This window comes from Pseudomonas sp. B15(2017), from assembly GCF_002113215.1.
In the GTDB taxonomy this organism is placed as follows: domain Bacteria; phylum Pseudomonadota; class Gammaproteobacteria; order Pseudomonadales; family Pseudomonadaceae; genus Aquipseudomonas.
The window spans coordinates 1-16,469 of record NZ_NEJZ01000024.1; the positions used below are offsets into that span (position 1 = coordinate 1).

The 16,469-nt window shown below is 62.7% G+C and carries 19 protein-coding genes; 11 read left to right on the plus strand and 8 right to left on the minus strand.

Annotated features, from left to right (window positions below; all coding sequences use genetic code 11):
* Window positions 1-113 precede the first annotated feature (113 nt).
* Complete coding sequence (gene cynR, locus CAF73_RS27100) at window positions 114-992, minus strand: transcriptional regulator CynR (protein ID WP_085705001.1); 879 nt, start codon at window positions 990-992, stop codon at window positions 114-116.
* A gap of 120 nt (window positions 993-1,112) precedes the next feature.
* On the opposite strand from cynR, the gene cynS reads away from it, so the two are divergent.
* From cynS to CAF73_RS27115, 3 genes are all read left to right on the plus strand, one after another.
* Window positions 1,113-1,577, plus strand: coding sequence for a cyanase (gene cynS, locus CAF73_RS27105; protein ID WP_085698205.1), 465 nt, complete (start codon window positions 1,113-1,115; stop codon window positions 1,575-1,577).
* A gap of 84 nt (window positions 1,578-1,661) precedes the next feature.
* Entirely contained in the window at window positions 1,662-1,898 is a 237-nt protein-coding gene (locus CAF73_RS27110; RefSeq protein WP_085687643.1) for a DUF2790 domain-containing protein, read from the plus strand.
* Between the two features lie 12 nt (window positions 1,899-1,910).
* Entirely contained in the window at window positions 1,911-2,570 is a 660-nt protein-coding gene (locus tag CAF73_RS27115) for a carbonic anhydrase (RefSeq protein ID WP_085698204.1), read from the plus strand.
* 48 nt (window positions 2,571-2,618) lie between these two features.
* Here CAF73_RS27115 and CAF73_RS27120 read toward each other — a convergent pair whose 3' ends face one another.
* Both CAF73_RS27120 and glsB read right to left on the minus strand, forming a co-directional pair.
* Window positions 2,619-4,121 carry an aldehyde dehydrogenase family protein gene (locus tag CAF73_RS27120; RefSeq protein WP_085705003.1) on the minus strand — a complete coding sequence of 501 codons (1,503 nt, stop codon included), beginning with the start codon at window positions 4,119-4,121 and terminating at the stop codon, window positions 2,619-2,621.
* 69 nt (window positions 4,122-4,190) lie between these two features.
* Entirely contained in the window at window positions 4,191-5,099 is a 909-nt protein-coding gene (gene glsB / locus CAF73_RS27125; RefSeq protein WP_064379522.1) for a glutaminase B, read from the minus strand.
* A 362-nt stretch (window positions 5,100-5,461) separates the two neighbouring features.
* Between glsB and CAF73_RS27130 the strand changes: the two genes are divergently transcribed.
* Together CAF73_RS27130 and CAF73_RS27135 are read left to right on the plus strand one after the other, a co-directional pair.
* Complete coding sequence (locus CAF73_RS27130; RefSeq protein ID WP_007950576.1) at window positions 5,462-5,665, plus strand: hypothetical protein; 204 nt, start codon at window positions 5,462-5,464, stop codon at window positions 5,663-5,665.
* Between the two features lie 57 nt (window positions 5,666-5,722).
* On the plus strand, window positions 5,723-6,238 hold the full coding sequence (locus CAF73_RS27135) for a DoxX family protein (RefSeq protein WP_085705005.1): 516 nt from the start codon (window positions 5,723-5,725) through the stop codon (window positions 6,236-6,238).
* Window positions 6,239-6,241: 3 nt separating this feature from the next.
* Here CAF73_RS27135 and CAF73_RS27140 read toward each other — a convergent pair whose 3' ends face one another.
* Window positions 6,242-7,855 carry a murein L,D-transpeptidase gene (locus CAF73_RS27140; protein WP_085705007.1) on the minus strand — a complete coding sequence of 538 codons (1,614 nt, stop codon included), beginning with the start codon at window positions 7,853-7,855 and terminating at the stop codon, window positions 6,242-6,244.
* 151 nt (window positions 7,856-8,006) lie between these two features.
* Here CAF73_RS27140 and CAF73_RS27145 point away from each other — a divergent pair, with 151 nt between their 5' ends.
* From CAF73_RS27145 to CAF73_RS27160, 4 genes are all read left to right on the plus strand, one after another.
* Complete coding sequence (locus tag CAF73_RS27145; protein WP_007950579.1) at window positions 8,007-8,720, plus strand: murein L,D-transpeptidase catalytic domain family protein; 714 nt, start codon at window positions 8,007-8,009, stop codon at window positions 8,718-8,720.
* Between the two features lie 147 nt (window positions 8,721-8,867).
* Window positions 8,868-9,125 (plus strand): DUF2790 domain-containing protein, encoded by a 258-nt coding sequence (locus CAF73_RS27150; RefSeq protein WP_085698199.1) that lies wholly within the window; start codon window positions 8,868-8,870, stop codon window positions 9,123-9,125.
* 12 nt (window positions 9,126-9,137) lie between these two features.
* On the plus strand, window positions 9,138-9,809 hold the full coding sequence (locus CAF73_RS27155) for a heavy metal response regulator transcription factor (RefSeq protein ID WP_085698198.1): 672 nt from the start codon (window positions 9,138-9,140) through the stop codon (window positions 9,807-9,809).
* Window positions 9,806-11,221 (plus strand): heavy metal sensor histidine kinase, encoded by a 1,416-nt coding sequence (locus CAF73_RS27160; RefSeq protein WP_085705009.1) that lies wholly within the window; start codon window positions 9,806-9,808, stop codon window positions 11,219-11,221. The genes CAF73_RS27155 and CAF73_RS27160 overlap by 4 nt, the downstream gene beginning before the upstream one ends.
* Here CAF73_RS27160 and CAF73_RS27165 read toward each other — a convergent pair.
* The gene (locus CAF73_RS27165; protein ID WP_085705011.1) at window positions 11,166-12,566 is read right to left on the minus strand and encodes an MFS transporter; all 1,401 of its coding nucleotides are present in this window, start codon (window positions 12,564-12,566) and stop codon (window positions 11,166-11,168) included. The genes CAF73_RS27160 and CAF73_RS27165 overlap by 56 nt on opposite strands.
* A 103-nt stretch (window positions 12,567-12,669) precedes the next feature.
* Here CAF73_RS27165 and CAF73_RS27170 point away from each other — a divergent pair, with 103 nt between their 5' ends.
* Window positions 12,670-13,557, plus strand: a complete 888-nt coding sequence (locus CAF73_RS27170; RefSeq protein WP_085705014.1) for a LysR family transcriptional regulator — start codon at window positions 12,670-12,672, stop codon at window positions 13,555-13,557.
* Here the strand turns inward: CAF73_RS27170 and CAF73_RS27175 are convergent.
* Complete coding sequence (locus CAF73_RS27175; protein WP_085698194.1) at window positions 13,554-14,174, minus strand: cell wall hydrolase; 621 nt, start codon at window positions 14,172-14,174, stop codon at window positions 13,554-13,556. The genes CAF73_RS27170 and CAF73_RS27175 overlap by 4 nt on opposite strands.
* Before the next feature lie 200 nt (window positions 14,175-14,374).
* On the opposite strand from CAF73_RS27175, the gene CAF73_RS27180 reads away from it, so the two are divergent.
* On the plus strand, window positions 14,375-15,226 hold the full coding sequence (locus CAF73_RS27180) for a CAP domain-containing protein (protein WP_085705016.1): 852 nt from the start codon (window positions 14,375-14,377) through the stop codon (window positions 15,224-15,226).
* Between the two features lie 81 nt (window positions 15,227-15,307).
* Here CAF73_RS27180 and CAF73_RS27185 read toward each other — a convergent pair whose 3' ends face one another.
* Window positions 15,308-15,463 carry a DUF2474 domain-containing protein gene (locus CAF73_RS27185; RefSeq protein WP_085698192.1) on the minus strand — a complete coding sequence of 52 codons (156 nt, stop codon included), beginning with the start codon at window positions 15,461-15,463 and terminating at the stop codon, window positions 15,308-15,310.
* A complete protein-coding gene (gene cydB, locus CAF73_RS27190; RefSeq protein WP_085705018.1) occupies window positions 15,450-16,466 on the minus strand; it encodes a cytochrome d ubiquinol oxidase subunit II in 1,017 nt (338 codons plus the stop codon). Before cydB ends, CAF73_RS27185 begins: the two co-directional genes overlap by 14 nt.
* Window positions 16,467-16,469: the final 3 nt, after the last annotated feature.

Sequence of the window (16,469 nt, forward strand, 5' to 3'; positions counted from 1 at the left end):
ACGAGCGGCCTCATCTGTCGCTGAAATACAAAACACCCGATGCGGTGCATCGGGCGTTTTGAGGCTGAAACAGGTGTAAACCTATTTCAGGACTAGACACTCGCAAACAATGCTCATGAACGGGGTTCCAGCACCATCTCCATGAACGCCACCGATGCCGCACTGTGATAGTTGTTCTGGCGCCGCAACAACGCCGCTCCCCGCTGCGGCGCCTCGCTCTGGACATGCAACCGGCGCAATGCCCGGTCATCGGTCGCAATCGCCTCTGGCAACATGGTCGCAATCGGCGCATGCCGGATCACTTCCAGCAACGTGCTCACCGAATTCACCTCGATCTGCACCTTGGGCGTGATGCCGTGCTGACGGAAATACTCGTCAATCGATAACCGCGTGATGAAGTCCGGTGCCAACAGAGCGAAATCCAGTTGCGCAATCTCACCCGGCGTCAGCACCGAAGCGCTGTCATACAACGGATGCTCTCGCCCGACCATCACGCCCAACGTCTCGACAAACGCCGGGATGCATTCGATGTCAGGGTTGCGCACCGGCGTGAAAGCAATCGCGATATCCAGTGAGTCATCCGCCAGCCCGGCCTCGATGTCGTCCATCGACAACTCGAAAATCTCCAGGTGAATCCCCGGATACCGCGCCACGTAGTCGCGCACCAACGGCCCGACCAGATACGCCATGAATGTCGGCGTCATGGCCAGCCGCAGCGAGCCCCGGGAAAGATCCTTCACGTCATGCAACGCGCGCTTGCCCGCCTCCAGCTCCACCAGCACCCGTCGCGCGCATTCGATATAGGCCTGACCGGCGTCAGTGGGTTTGACCGAACGCGAGGTGCGATCAAACAGATCCACCCCGAGGCTTTCTTCCAGTTGGCGGATCTGTTGCGACAGGGTGGGCTGCGACACGTGCAGCGCTTCGGCTGCCCGAGTGAAACCGCCGTGATCGGCCACGGCCAGCAGGTATCGCAAATGTCGCAACAGCATGGGACGCTCCATCTATAGGCAGTACTTATGCTTTGCATTGTATATCGGTCTTGGACGCTATGGATCAATCGGCAGAAGATGAATCCCACACAGCAAGCCAACCCCGAAAGGAGAAGCACCATGCAATCCCAAGCCTACAACGACAGCCGCATCGCCCTGACCACCCGCACCCTGGATGCCAAGGCACAGAAGAACCTCTCGTGGCAGGATCTGGCCGACGGCACCGGCCTGAGCCTGGCCTATGTCACCGCCGCCCTCCTCGGCCAGCACCCGCTGCCAAAAAACGCTGCCGAAGTGGTTGGCGACAAGCTTGAGCTGAGCGCCGAAGACGTCGCCGCCCTGCAAATCATCCCGCTGCGCGGCAGCCTCGACGGTGTGCCGACCGACCCGACCATCTACCGTTTCCACGAGATGATCCAGATCTACGGCACCACCCTCAAAGCCCTGGTTCACGAGCAGTTCGGCGACGGCATCATCAGCGCGATCAACTTCAAGCTCGACATCAAGAAAGTCGAAGACCCTGAAGGCGGTTCCCGCGCCGTGGTCACCCTCGACGGCAAGTTCCTTCCGCTGCGTCCGTTCTGATTCCTCCGGGCCCGCCCATCGCGTGCGGGCCCATCCAAAACCTGAATTACCAAGTCGTCACCACATCTGTCTGGAGGCTGCCCCATGCAAAAAATTCTGTTGACCCTGGCCCTGCTCGCCGGCCTTGCCGCCCAGGCTCAGGCTGATGAAGAGGCCGTCGCCTACCGCTACGGCATGTCTTTGGACATCGCTGAAGTCGTGAGCATCACCCCGGTCGCCGACATCTGCGGCGTGGTGCCGGTCGAGATGACGTACCTCGACAGCCACGGCGCAAAACACATTCTTCAATACAGCGAATTCGGCACCGGCTGTTCGAACTGAGAGGACTACACCATGAAAAACCTGATCGAAGGCTTCCTGAAGTTCCAGAACGAAGCGTTTCCACAACGCACCGAACTGTTCAAACACCTGGCGACTACCCAAACCCCGGGCACGCTTTTCATCACTTGCTCCGACAGCCGCGTCGTCCCGGAACTGCTGACCCAGCAAGAACCCGGCGAGCTGTTCGTGATCCGCAACGCCGGCAATATCGTGCCCTCCTACAGCCCGCATCCGGGCGGGGTTTCGGCGACAGTGGAATACGCGGTGGCTGTGCTCGGCGTGACCGACATCGTGATCTGCGGCCACTCCGATTGCGGCGCCATGACCGCCATCGCCCAGTGCAAATGCATGGATCATCTGCCCGCCGTCAGCGGCTGGCTGCAACACGCCGAGTCGGCGAAAGTGGTCAACGAATCACGGCCACACGCCAATGACGCGGCCAAGCTGAGTTCAATGGTGCGGGAAAACGTGATCGCCCAACTGGCGAACATCCAGACTCACCCAAGCGTGCGCCTGGCCCAGGAGAAAGGCCTGCTGAATCTGCATGGCTGGGTCTACGACATCGAGACCGGCTCCATCGATGCCTTGAGCGAAGACCGCCGCACCTTCGTCTCACTGGCCGAGCACCCGTCGACGTGTGCGGTCTACGGTCAGGCAGTCGATGCTGCTTGAAAACACAACACCGCGCCCCTCATTGCGACGGGCGCGGCGTTGTTCTGTTCAGCGTTTTACGCCCAGATCGATTTGCGTCATGCGGCTGCGTACGGTGAACACACCGTCGCCGGAGAGGATCGCGCTGCGGGCAAACAGGCGGCCGCTTTCCCAGTTCGAAAGGCCCAGTTCCGGCTTGTTCAGTGCGTATTGGCCATCGACCCATCGGGTGATCCCGTTACCCACGAACGGCGCGTTGACCGCGCTGTAGAAGCGCTCCTGAACCGCTGCATCTTCGCTGATCAACGACACCGTGAATTGCGGGCTGTAGCGATTGAACAGCGCGATGGCCTGATCCAGATCGTCGACGATCATCAGGCTGGTTTCCGGGGTTTCTTCCCATTCCCACTCGCGACCCAATTGCGCTTGCGGCAGCGGTTCAGCCAGCGCTTCGGTCTGGTAACCCTCGGCGCGATAGACCTCGACCGTCGCGTTCTGCCAGTCGCTCGGCAGGTAGCTTTCGCTGCCTTCGACGATGTGCAGTTTGCAACCCTGACCACGCGCAGCACCGGCCTGCTGCAAGGCGTCGAGGAACAGCGGCACCAGTTCGGCAGCACGCTCGCGCTGGATCAGGCAGACGTTCAGCGTGTTGCAAACCTTGCGATCCAGCGAGTTGCGCACCACCGCGGCAAAGCGCCTGGCGTCGGCATCGCGATCGGCGATCAGCCACGCGCCACCCGTGCCGTGCAGACTGACGGCGGTGCCGGCCTGCTGGGCGATGCTGCCCAGCTGACTGACCGCGCGGCCCGAACCACGGGCCACGGCCAGCGACAGACGCCGATCGGCGAACATCGCCCAACCGGCGGCGTGGTTGACGCTCTCCACCAGCGACACCGCACCCGCCGGCAGACCGGCATCGGCCAGCGCCGGATTCAAGGCATGGGTAACGATGGCTTGCGCGGTGCCCAATGCATCGCTGCCAATGCGCAGCACCGCCGTGTTGCCGGTGCGCAGTACGCCAGCGGCGTCGGCGAAGACGTTTGGCCGGCCCTCGAACACGAACGCGACGATGCCCAGCGGCGACACGACCTGCTCGACCTTCCAGCCCTCATGCTCGACGCTGCTGATGACTTTGCCGCGGGTGGCCGGCGCATCACGCCAGGCACGCAGGCCGGCGATCATGTCGCGGCGCATGCGCTCGTCGGCGAGCAACCGGGTAGTGGAACGGCCGCGAACCTTGGCCCGTTCGATGTCGGCGAGGTTGGCGGCTTCGATCAGTGCCCAGGCGTCCGGGTTTTCCAGGCGTTGGGCGAACAGATCGAAGAAGCGGCTGATGGCCTCATCCGACACCGCGGACAACGCAGTAAACGCCGCCGCTGCACGCTCGATCGCCACCGACGCGGCCTGCTGATCCACCACCGGAATCAGCAACAGCTCGCCGCTCACCTGCTCCACCAACAGGTGATCGCCGGGTCGGAAACGCTCGGCCAGTTCGGGGCTGACCACGGTGACGCGGTTACCGGCGAAAGGGATAGGCGTGCCAGCGACGAGACGTTCGAGCGCGAGAGACATGGAGCAGATTCACCATATTGAGGGCGGCCGGAAAATGTATAGGTTGGCCTCCCTCAAAGCAACACGGGCTCAGAACACCGACCAGCCAATCCGCGAACTGAGCATTTCCAGCGCCGCCATCCCCGCCAGCGAGTTGCCCGCCGTGTTCAGTTCCGGCGACCACACGCACACCGTGAACTGCCCCGGCACCACCGCGACGATGCCGCCACCGACGCCGCTCTTGCCCGGCAGACCAACGCGATAGGCAAAGTTACCGGCCTCGTCGTAGAGGCCGCTGGTGGCCATGATCGAGTTGACTTGCTGGGTCTGGCGCCGGCTCAGAATCTGCTCGCCGCTGTGTTTGCAGAAGCCGTCGTTGGCCAGGAAGCAGAACGCCCGAGCCAGGTCGATACAGCTCATGCGCAGCGCGCAATGGCTGAAGTAGCTGCGCAGCACCGCCTCAACGTCGTTGTGGAAATTGCCGAAGGATTGCATCAGATACGCCATCGCCGCGTTGCGCGCGCGGTGCTGGTACTCGGAGTCGGCGACCTTGCCGTCGACCATCACCTGCGGGTTGCCCGACAGCCGCCGGACGAAGTCGCGCATCGACAAGGCCGGTGCGGCAAAGCGCGACTGATTGATGTCGCAGATCACCAGTGCCCCGGCATTGATGAATGGATTACGCGGACGGCCGCGTTCGAACTCCAGTTGCACCAGCGAGTTGAACGGCTGGCCGGACGGCTCGTGGCCCAGGCGTTCCCAGATTGCCTCGCCGGAATGTTCGATGGCCTGCACCAGGCTGAACACCTTGGAAATACTCTGCACCGAGAACGGCGTCTCGGCGTCGCCGGCGCAATACATCTCGCCGTCGTTGCCATACACGGCGATGCCCAGTTGATTGGCCGGCACGGTGCCGAGGGCGGGAATGTAGTCAGCCACCTTGCCCTGCCCGATCAGGGGCCGGACAGCGTCAAGGATCTCGTTCAACAGCGCTTGCATGCCGGGTCTCGAAGTCTCGCCCCATGGGATTGCGGGGACACCGTGGCTAGACGCTGCGGGGCTGAGGCAAATCACACATTCGGAATAATTGGAGATCCATTGTGGGAGCGAGCTTGCTCGCGATGAGGCCAGGACAGCCAGCATCCTCGGCGCCTGAGCCACCGCCATCGCGAGCAAGCTCGCTCCCACAATTTTTGAGCAGTCTGTGTATCGCAGTGTGTACGGCTCGATGCCCGACACATCCCGCGCACAAATCCGGCCCTTCGCGACACATCAGCGATACAGCCCGGCGTTCAAATGAACCTGTCGATCGGCAGCCCCGATCAAGCCTTTGAACTCACACCTCGCATCGGAGATTCACCATGACCAAACTTTCGAAAACTTCCCTGACGCTGGGCCTGCTGCTTGCCGGTGGCCTGGCCCTGTCCAACGCCGCTTCGGCTTCCGAAGCGTTCAGCGTCAAGCAACTGGATCACGGCTACAGCCAGACCCAGGCCAAGGCCGACTCGGCGGAAAAAACCTCGGAAGGCAAATGCGGCGAAGGCAAGTGCGGCGCCGGCGAATAACCCTTTGCACGGGGTACGTCGGTGCCCCGTTTCCCTTTGAATGAATGGAGCCTTGCCATGACCACAGCTCTCTCGTCGGCCGTCAAAGGCCTGCATTTGAACCTCGACCGCGCCGGCCAGTGGCTCGCACCGCTGACCTTGCGCCTGTTCATCGCCTGGGAATTCTTCGAATCGGGGCTGGAGAAATTCAACGGCCAGAACTGGTTCGAAGACATTCAGGAGCGTTTCCCGTTTCCCTTCGATCACTTGCCGGCGACGCTGAACTGGGAGCTGTCGATGTGGGCCGAGCTGATCTGCGCCTTGGCGATCCTGATCGGATTCGGCACGCGGATTTCGGCGATTTCGCTGATGGTCGTGACCGTCGTCGCCACCGCGGCCGTGCACTGGCCGGCGGACTGGTCATCGTTGAGTGAACTGGCTCAGGGGTACGCGATCACCAACAAGGGCTTCGGCAACTTCAAGCTGCCGGCGATCTACCTTGCCGCATTAATGCCGCTGGTGTTTGCCGGGGCCGGCAAGTTGAGCGTGGATGCCTGGCTGGCGCGCTTGTTCTGGAAACGCGCCAGCCGCTGAGGATCAATGCGCCCGGTCCAGCCCGGCCAGCAGCGCGCTGTCCCGGCTGTAGATGTCCGGTGCGTAGAGCACGCGACCATGGTCGTCGGCCTGGGCCGTCCAGTAAGTCATGAGGATCGGCACCGGATTGCTCAGGCGGAATTCATGGGTGGTTCCGGTAGCGAGCAAGGTATCGGTGCGCGCCTTCTCCGCCGGGCTGAGCAGGAAGTCGCGCAGCTTCATCGGATGCTCGACCCGCACGCAGCCGGAACTGAACGCCCGTGGCCCCTTGTCGAACAGCGCCTTGCTCGGCGTGTCGTGCAGGTACACCGAAAACGGATTGGGGAAACGAATGACCATTTGCCCCAGCGGGTTGCGCGGCCCGGCGTCCTGACGCAGGAGGATGTTGCCGGGGTTGTCCCAGTCGATGTCGGCGGCGGCCAGCGGCTGGCCATTGGCGTCGAGCACTTGCAGATTCTGGCGGCTGAGGAAGGTCTGGTCCTTGCGGATTTCCGGCAGTTTGTCTTCCTTCCAGATGGTCGGCGGCACGGTCCAGGTCGGGTTCAGGGTCAGGCGCGTGACCCGGGATTTGAGCAGCGGGGTCTGGCGTTCGGCGCGCCCGACCTGGGTGCGGGTGTGCCACACCGGCAGGCCACCCTGATAAAGCGTCAGTTCGGCAGCGGCGACATTGACCAGCAAACCGTCCGGCTCCATGTCCTGGGCCATCCAGCGGAAACGTTCAAGGTTGACCCGCAACTGTTCGCGACGGGTCAGCGGACTGATGTTGAGCTCGGCAATCGTTCCCGGCCCGACCACCCCGTCGGCCTGCAACGAATGGTTGGCCTGAAAGCTCTTCACCGCCTCGACCAATACGCCGTGATAAGCGTTGTCCGGCGTGCCGACCAGGCTGCTCAGGTAGCCTTCGCTGTAGAGCCGCCGGGCCAGTTCCGGTACGCGTTTGTCTTCCATGTCCGGACGCAGCAACGGGCCGTTGCCCACTGACGTCCATTGGGGCAAGGCTTTCAGGCGTTGAGCGGCGTAGAGATGACGCAGGTTCTGGTACTGCGCCAGTTGCGGGCGTGCCAGATCGAAGGCGGCCGCAACGTTGTGCACGCCCGGAACGGCGATGGCAAGCAATTCGGCCTGACGGTCGCGTGGCGTTTCGTCGGAATGCCACAGGGGTTCGAAGTGCGATTGCAACAGGAGACCGTAATGCAGATCCTGCAGGGCTTGCAGGTAGTAACGGCTGATCTGGATGTCGGCGCACAGTTCGCCGTCCTGCGGGGCGCTGAGCGCCACCGGATAGCGTTTCGGGTTCAGGCCATCGTCGGCCAACAGCTGCAATTGCGCATGCAAGGCGGGCAATTGCCCGCCATCGGCCCACACCGGCAGCCAGTCCTGCTGCTGGTAGAACGCGCGCAATTGATCCAGCGCCGGACCATTGAGGCTGGTGCCGATCGTCGGGCACGCCTGCGGCAGGCTGATCAGCGCAGCCTGCAACGGGCTCTGCGGCTCGACAGGCATTTGCGTCGGTACGGGCGGTAGCGTCGGGAGCCCCGGCAACGGCTCTTCGGCACAAGCGACAAACGGCGCAGCGAGCAAACAAATGCTCAAGTAGCATGCGTACTTTTTGAACAACTGCTTTACTCCAATCCATGGCCGTCCTGATTGACGGTCAACCTTACCTCAGGTGCGGTGAACAGTCAGGCCCGATTCGCGGGCTTGCCGGGAACGACTGGACGTCAGGAGCCTAAGTGCCAAACAAGTAGCAAGTGGAGACTCACGTTAAATGTTGACGTTTTTGCGCCGACTTCTGCTGACTGCCACCGCCATTGGCGTGCTGACCAGTCCAGCCTTTGCCGCCGGCACCTCTTCGCCGGTTCTGTACACCAGCCTCGCGCACGCCGCTCCGGAACTCAATCCCCAGGCGCTCAAAGGTGCCTTGAACGCCATGCAATGTGCGATCAACAACGGCGCGAAGCAGTCCCGTCACCTGGCGATCATCGACTATTCGCAGCCGTCCACCGAGCGTCGGTTGTGGATCTTCGACCTGACCCGGAAAAAACTGGTGTTGCGTGATCTGGTCGCCCACGGCTCGAATTCCGGGGAAAACTTTGCCACCCGGTTCTCCAACCGTGAAGGCAGCTTTCAGTCCAGCCTCGGCCTGTTCCGTACCCAGGAAAGTTACCAGGGCACTCACGGTTACTCGCTGCGCATGGACGGTCTGGAGCCGGGCGTCAACGACATGGCCCGCGACCGCGCCATCGTGATCCACGCCGCCGACTATGTGAACCCGTTCTGGAGCAAACGCACCGGTCGTCTGGGCCGCAGCCAGGGTTGCCCGGCCGTACGACCGCAAGTCGCCAAACGGGTGATCGACAGTCTGAAGAATGGCCAATTCATGTTCTCCTGGTACCCGGATCAGCAGTGGCTGAAATCCTCGCCGTATCTCAACTGCCAGCCGCAACAGATCGCGAGCATTCTCAGCACCCACGCCAGCTGAATACTCTGTGGGAGTGCGCTGGCTCCCACAGGTTCGTTTTATTACAGATTTGTCATCGAGTTGTCGGTTTGCCGAGCGGATCGCCCGGTAGCTTGAAGTTGTCCCGGCCAGAACGCCGATCAACTTCAACGACTCGAGTGACCCATCATGAAAACCCTGATCCTCGCCTTCACTGCCCTCCTCGCCACCGGTTCCGTGTTCGCCGCGCCTGCACCGGACGCCGCCGTCATTCATGACAAAACCGGATTCTTCGTGCACCTGGATGTCGACAAAGTCATCTCCAGCACCGATATTTCCCAGGCTTGCGGCGTGATCCCCGCGCAACTCAAATACCTCGACCACCAGGGCCGTGAACATGTGCTGGACTATCAAGTGCAGGGCAGCGGCTGCACCAACGACCATTGAGGCACAGTGCCCATGAATATCCTTGTTGTCGAAGACGAACCCAAGGCCGGCAATTACTTGCTCAACGGCTTGCAGGAACTGGGCTACAGCGTGAGCCTGGCCCGGGACGGCGCCGACGGTCTGCACCTGGCGCTGGAGTTCGACTTCGACGTGATCGTGCTGGACGTGATGATGCCGAAAATGGATGGCTGGGAAGTCCTGCGCCGGCTGCGCAAGGAAGCCGACACGCCGGTGCTGTTCCTGACCGCCCGCGACGACATCGCCGACCGGGTCAAAGGCCTGGAACTGGGCGCTGACGATTACCTGATCAAGCCGTTTTCCTTCGCCGAACTGGTGGCGCGCCTGCGCACCCTGACCCGACGCGGGCCGATCCATGAAGAAGAGCATTTGCAGGTGGCCGATCTGCAGATCGACGTACTCAAACGCCGAGTCAGCCGCGCCGGCAACCGGATCACCCTGACCAACAAGGAATTCGCCTTGCTGCAACTGTTCGCCACCCACACCGGGCAAGTGCTGTCGCGTTCGCTGATTGCCTCGCGGGTGTGGGACATGAATTTCGACAGCGACACCAATGTGGTCGATGTCGCCGTGCGCCGCCTGCGGGCGAAGATCGACGATCCGTTCCCGCTCAAGCTGATCCACAGCGTGCGCGGCATCGGCTACCGCTTCGATACCCAGCCATGAAAATCGCCGGCACGTATTCGCTGACGTTACGCCTGGCGCTGGTCTTCGCGGTGCTCGCCTTCGCCGCGCTGGCGGGCCTCGGCGCGGCGCTGTACAACCAGCTCGAAGAGCAACTGACTCGCCGCGACGACATCCAGTTGGTCAGCCGCATCGATCAGTTGCGCACCATCCTCAACGACAGCAACACGCTCGAGCTGATCAAGACCAAACCGGCGCTGTTCCAGAACATGCTGGGCAACCGCGAAGCGCTGCTGACCATCGGTGCGCCGGGGCAACCGCCCCTGTTCGTGGTCAACCCCGGCGACCTGGCACTGCCAAGCGTGCCCGCCGTACCGATCGACCATGTCATGGCGCTCAACGACGTGCAGCATCTGCCGAGCATCAACGGCGTGCCGTTCTCGGCAGTGGCGGCCAGTATCGACTCCGGCGACCAGGGCAATCTGCAGGTGCTCATCGCCAAGGTGATGAGCGAACGTACGGCGATGCTCGCCAATTACCGGCTCAGCGTGTACGGCCTCGCCTCACTGGCGGCGATTGTGCTGGCGCTGGTCGGTTGCCTGTTGGTGTATCGCGGCTTGCTGCCGTTGCGGCGGATTGCCCGGCATGCCCACGGGATCGGCATCGCCAACCTCGGCGAACGCCTCGACCGCCAAGGTACGCCCCGGGAATTGCAGCCAATGATCGAGTCTTTCAATGCGATGCTGGACCGGCTCGACCGAGGGGTTGCGCAACTCAGTCAGGTTTCCACCGACATGGCCCACGAACTGCGCACGCCGATCAACAACCTGCTCGGAGAAACCCAGGTCGCCCTGCAACAGAACCGCAGCGTGGACGCCTATCAGCAGTTGCTCGCCTCCAACGTCGAGGAACTCGAACGGCTGGCGCGGATGCTCGACAACATGCTGTTTCTCGCCCGCACCGACCCGGCCAGCGCGCTGAGCCAGCGTCAGGAGCTGGACGCCTGCGACGAGATGCAGCGCATCGCCGATTACTTCGAAGGCCTGGCCGCCGATGTCGGTGTCACCATCGAGGCCCGTGGCAGCGGCGTGATCTGGGCCGAGCCGATGCTGCTGCGTCGGGCCCTGGCCAATCTGTGCGCCAACGCGATCAAGTACGGCGCGGCGGACTCGACGTTGCAAGTCGAAGCCATCGCCGAAGCGGACGGCAGCTATCTGCGAGTGCGCAATCAGGGCGCGACCATTGCGCCCGAACACCTGTCGCGACTGTTCGAACGCTTCTACCGCGTCGATCCGTCCCGCGAACGCTCGGCCCAATCCAACGGACTGGGCCTGTCGATCGTGGCGACCATCATGCAGTTGCATCAGGGCCGCTACAGCGTCAGCAGCGCTGATGGCGTCACCTGCTTTGAACTGTTCTTTCCGGCACGGGAGACGCGAGACGCAAGTGTGTGAAGGCGCCAAGGACAAGCGCCGCGAACATCAACGCCGTGGCCACACCGAAGGTCATGTGCAAGCCGCCCGCGATGACCGCGGCCGGCGCCTGGGTCGGATCATCCGTGGCCAGGGCGAACACCGCGCCCATCGCTGCCGCCCCGGTGATCAAGCCCAGATTGCGCGACAGTCCGAGCATGGCCGAGACCACGCCACGCTGATCCTGAGCAACCCCGGACATCAACCCGGTGTTGTTGGCGGCCTGGAACAGCGCATAACTCAAAGCCACCACCGTGATCGGCAGCACATAGGCAAGCACCCCGAAACTCATCGGCAACAGCGCCAACAGACCACATCCACAGGCCAGTCCGAGCAACGCACCCGGCACCATCCGCCGCGCCCCGAAACGATCCACCAGCCGCCCCGCCGGTACGCCGCTGAACGCCGCCAGCAACGGCCCGATCGACAACACCAGACCGACCTGAGTGCTGGAAAGACCCAGTCCTCGGCTCAGGTAAAACGGCCCGACCACCAGCGTGGTCATCATCACTGTCGTGACCAGCAACGTCAGCGCCAGACTGCTGCTGATTCGCGTGTCGGTGAACAATGACAGGTGAATCAGCGGCGCCTTGCTCCGTTGCTCGACCAGGATGAACAACCCCACGCCCAACAGACTGAGCAACAGCAACGTCGGGGTGAGGCCTTCAATCGTCATCGCCAGTGCATAGGCCGCCAGCGTCAGCATCAGTACGGCGGTGCCGGGATAATCAAATGCAACTCCCGAGCGCACGATCCGGTCCTTCGGCAAATAGCGATACACCAACCATGCGTTGAGCAAGCCCAGCGGTACGTTGATCACGAAGATCGACTGCCAGCCGACATGCGCCATCAACAGCCCACCGAGCGACGGTCCGAGGGTGGTGCCGGTGGCGGACATCGTGGCCAGCAACCCCATCGCACTGCCGGCCCGGGACTTGGGCACCGCATCGGCCACCAGCGCCACCGTCAGCGCGAACATGATCGCCGCGCCAAGGCCTTGCATCGCCCGCGCACCGATCAGCCATGCGAGGCTCGGTGCCAGTGCGCAGGCCAGCGAGGCGGCGGTAAAGATGCCGATACCGATCAACAGCAAGCGTCGCCGCCCGAAGCCGTCCCCCAGTCGCCCGACGCTGACAATCAACGTGGTGACCGCCAGCAGATAGGCCAGCACGATCCATTGCACTTGCTGAAAGGTCGCATCGAACGCTGCCGCCAGCGTGGGCAGTCCGGCGTTGGCGATGCTGGTGTCGAGTGACGGCATCAACATCGACAGCGCCAGACTGGTCAGCGCCCAGCGGGCTGAGGGGTTCAGGGGTTCTCGGTGCATGGGAGGCTCACAGGGCAGAAGTCATGCGGCATAGCCTGAGCCTCGACAATACAAGGCGCAAGACGCATGCTTTGCACTTGATACCTGCATGGAACGCCATGTCATGAATGCACCGGATCTGAACCTGTTGATCACCCTCGACGTGTTGCTGAGCGAAGGCAGCGTCGCCCGCGCCGCCGAGCGCCTGCGTTTGAGTCCGTCAGCCATGAGCCGCGCGCTGGCCCGGCTGCGCGAAACTACCGGAGATCCGCTGCTGGTGCGCGCCGGCCGAGGACTGGTGCCGACCCCACGCGCGCTGGAGCTGCGCGACCGGGTCAGTTATCTGGTGCAGGAGGCCGAAGCGGTTTTGCGGCCGGCAGAAGTGCTCGATCCCGGTCAATTGCGGCGCACGTTCACCCTGCGCAACACCGACGGTTTTGTCGAAACCTTTGCCGCCGCCCTGCTTGCCCGCATCGCCGAAGAGGCACCCAACGTGCGTCTGCGCTTTGTGCAAAAGGCCGACAAGGACAGCACGCTATTGCGCGCAGGCCGGGTGGACCTGGAAACCGGCGTGGTCGACGACAGCACCGACCCGACGCTGCACAGCCGCATCCTGTTCCGCGATCAGTGGATCGGTGTGGTGCGTGAGGGGCATCCGTTGAGCATCGGCAAGGTCAGCGCCAAACGATTTGCCGCAGGCCAGCACATTCTGGTGTCGCGACGCGGGCGCAGCGGCGGCCCGGTGGACGAAGCATTGCTCGCTTTCGGCCTGACGCGGGATATCGTCACCTCGTTCGGCGGGTTTTCAGCGGCGCTGACGCTGGTCCGTGAATCAGACCTGATCGCCACCGTCCCGGAACGTCACACCAGCAAACTGCGAACGGGCCTGCACAGTTTCGCCCTGCCATTCCGGATGCCGGACATCAGCGTGTCGATGCTCTGGCACCCGCGCATGGACGCCGACCCGGCGCACCGCTGGCTGCGCAATTGTGTGCGCGAAGTCTGCGCCTAACGCGCATCCCCGCCAGTGGGTTTATAAAACAGGAATTTCCTGGTCTCGGCGGTCCTGATGTATTCCTTGGCCCAGCCCGGATGAACGTTGCGATCGTGGAAATACAGCGCGCCGTGGGTGCGGTCGGTGAGCTGACGGTTCAGGGCCTTGCCGGCGATTTCCTTGGCCAGCGCATACTCGGCATCTTCCTTGACCTGGTCCGGACGCCCGTCGCACCACCAAGAGAACTGGCAACTCTTGCTTTCCGAGCCCTGCTTGACCACCTCGCACACCGTGCCTGGAAAGCCGTCATGCCCGAGGCGATTCATCACCACGCTCGCCACGCCTTCCATGTCGGCATTGTCCTTGCCCTTGGCTTCCCAATAGATGCTGCGTGCCAGACAGGTGATCGGGTCGTCCAGCGGTGCGGCTCCGGCGGGGTCGACCGCCTGAGCCTCGGTCGGGGTGATGGCTTCGGATTTGGGTGCCGGGGGCGCGTCGGGTTTGTCGGCGGCCTTCTCTTCCAGTACCTCGGCTTTCGCTTCGGCCTTTTCCTTGATCGGCGCCTGATCAGTGGCCAGTGCCGCGCCGCTCAGGAGGGTCAACGCAAGACAGCAAAGCAACCCGTTCAATCGCATGATCGATTCTTCCGAAAGCGCCCGTCGCGGGCAAACTGTTACGTGGTTGAGACGCCCGGTTTGCGGGGTCTTCGCAGAGTGTAGACGGCAAATTGCACGGAATCGTTCGGTAGAAAATTCCGCGCGGTGAAGAAAAAGACATTGCACGAACCGGGGCCCTTTCGCGCATGATGTGCGCACTCAGCCCAAGGGAGATTTCCATGCGCTTCATGCCATCCGTTCTGCGACTCGCCGCGTTGTCCGTGGGCCTGGCGTTGGCCACTTCGGCCATGGCCGCCGACGAGTCGCAATTGATCGAATCGATCAACAGCTACCGCAGCCAGCCGCAGCGTTGTGGCAGCCAGGCATCCAGCGAATTGCCGCCACTGTCGGCCGATCCGCGCCTGATTCTGCCGGCAAGCGGCGTAGTGGATTTGCAACAGGCAATGTCCAGCGCTCGCTACCCGATGGTCAACGTGCAGGCGATCACCCTGAACGGGCCACGGGATGCGGCGTCGGCGATGAAGGCGATTCAGGAGAGCTTCTGTCAGGTGGTGCTGGATCCGCAGTTCGTCGATATCGGCGTCAGCCGCGCCGACCGTGACTGGCGCATCACTCTGGCCCGGCCCCTGCTGTCTGCCCGCCTCGGCGACGGTCAGGCTGAAGGCCAGAATCTTCTCGAACAACTCAACGCCGCCCGCGCCCAACCGCGCCAGTGCGGCGGTCAGGCATTCGCAGCGACTGCGCCGCTGGCATGGAATGCCGTGCTCGGCGGCGTCGCCCAGGAACACAGCCGCGAGATGGCCAACAACAATTATTTCGACCACAAGGACCGCAACGGCGGCACTCCCGGCGACCGCGCCGAACTGGCCGGCTACAGCGGCCAGCAGGTCGGCGAGAACATCGCCGCCGGGCAGGACACGGTGCAGAAAGTCGTTGCCGGCTGGCTCGCCAGCCCCGGCCATTGCGCCAACCTGATGAACCCGCAGTACCGCGAAATGGGTGCTGCTTACGCAGTCGATCCGAAGAGCAGCGCCGGCATTTACTGGACCGCGATGTTTGGTGGCGAGTAAATATTAAAACCACCACAGGACTCAGTGGTGGACTCAGATTTGGGCAATAAAAAACCGGAGCCAGGCTCCGGTTTTTTATGCTCAGTGAGTCCTCATCCCCGCCGCATACATCGCCAGTTTCAACAGACTCGCCACTACGGCCAGCGATACCACGCTGCCAAACCAGATCAGCAGCAGCCAGCCCAGGCGCTTGTACCAGGGGCTGGATTTCACCTCACGCGAATCAATGATAGCCATCGCCAATCCTCACTTTGCCGCGGAACACGTAGTAGCTCCAGAAGGTGTACATCAGGATCACCGGCAGGATGAACAGCGCGCCGATCAGGGCGAACAGCTGACTGGTGGCCGGTGAGGCCGCCGCCCACAGGCTGACCGACGGCGGAATAATGTTCGGCCAGATGCTCAGCGCCAGCCCGATGTAACCGAGGAACATCAGCACCAGGGTGAACACGAACGGCCAGTGGGTGTGTCGCTGACGTAGCGAACGCAACAGCCCGAACAGCGCCAGTACCGCCAGCACCACCAGCCCGGCGAACACGGTCAGGTGCGCATGATTGAACCAGCGAGTGGCCAGTTCCGGGTGCAGTTGCAGCGTCCACGCGCCGATCACCACCACCATCGCCAGCAACAGCCACGCCAGCGGACGGCTGTAGTGACGCATCCGCGACTCCAGCATGCCTTCGGTCTTGACCAGCAGCCAGGTGCTGCCGAGCAAGGCATAAGCAATCACCAGACCGACGCCGCAGACCAGCGGGAACGGCGCCAGCCAGTCCAGACCGCCACCGGCGAACTGCCGATCCACGACCGGAATTCCCGCCACATACGCGCCAATCACCACGCCTTGGGAGAACGTCGCCAACAGCGAACCGCCAATGAACGCCCAGTCCCACAGATGACGTTTTTCAGCCGGTGCCTTGAAGCGAAACTCGAACGCCACACCGCGGAAAATCAAACCCGCGAGCATGAAGATCAGCGGCAGATACAGCGCCTCCAGAATCACTCCGTAAGCCAGCGGAAACGCGCCGTACAACGCCGCGCCGCCGAGCACCAGCCAGGTTTCATTGCCGTCCCACACCGGTGCGACGGTGTTCATCATCACGTCGCGTTCCCGCTCGTCGCTGATCATCGGGAACAGGATCCCGAGGCCCAGATCGAAGCCGTCCATGATCACGTACATCATCACCCCGAAGGCAATGATCACACCCCAGATCAACGAGAGATCGATACCTTGGATACCCATGAC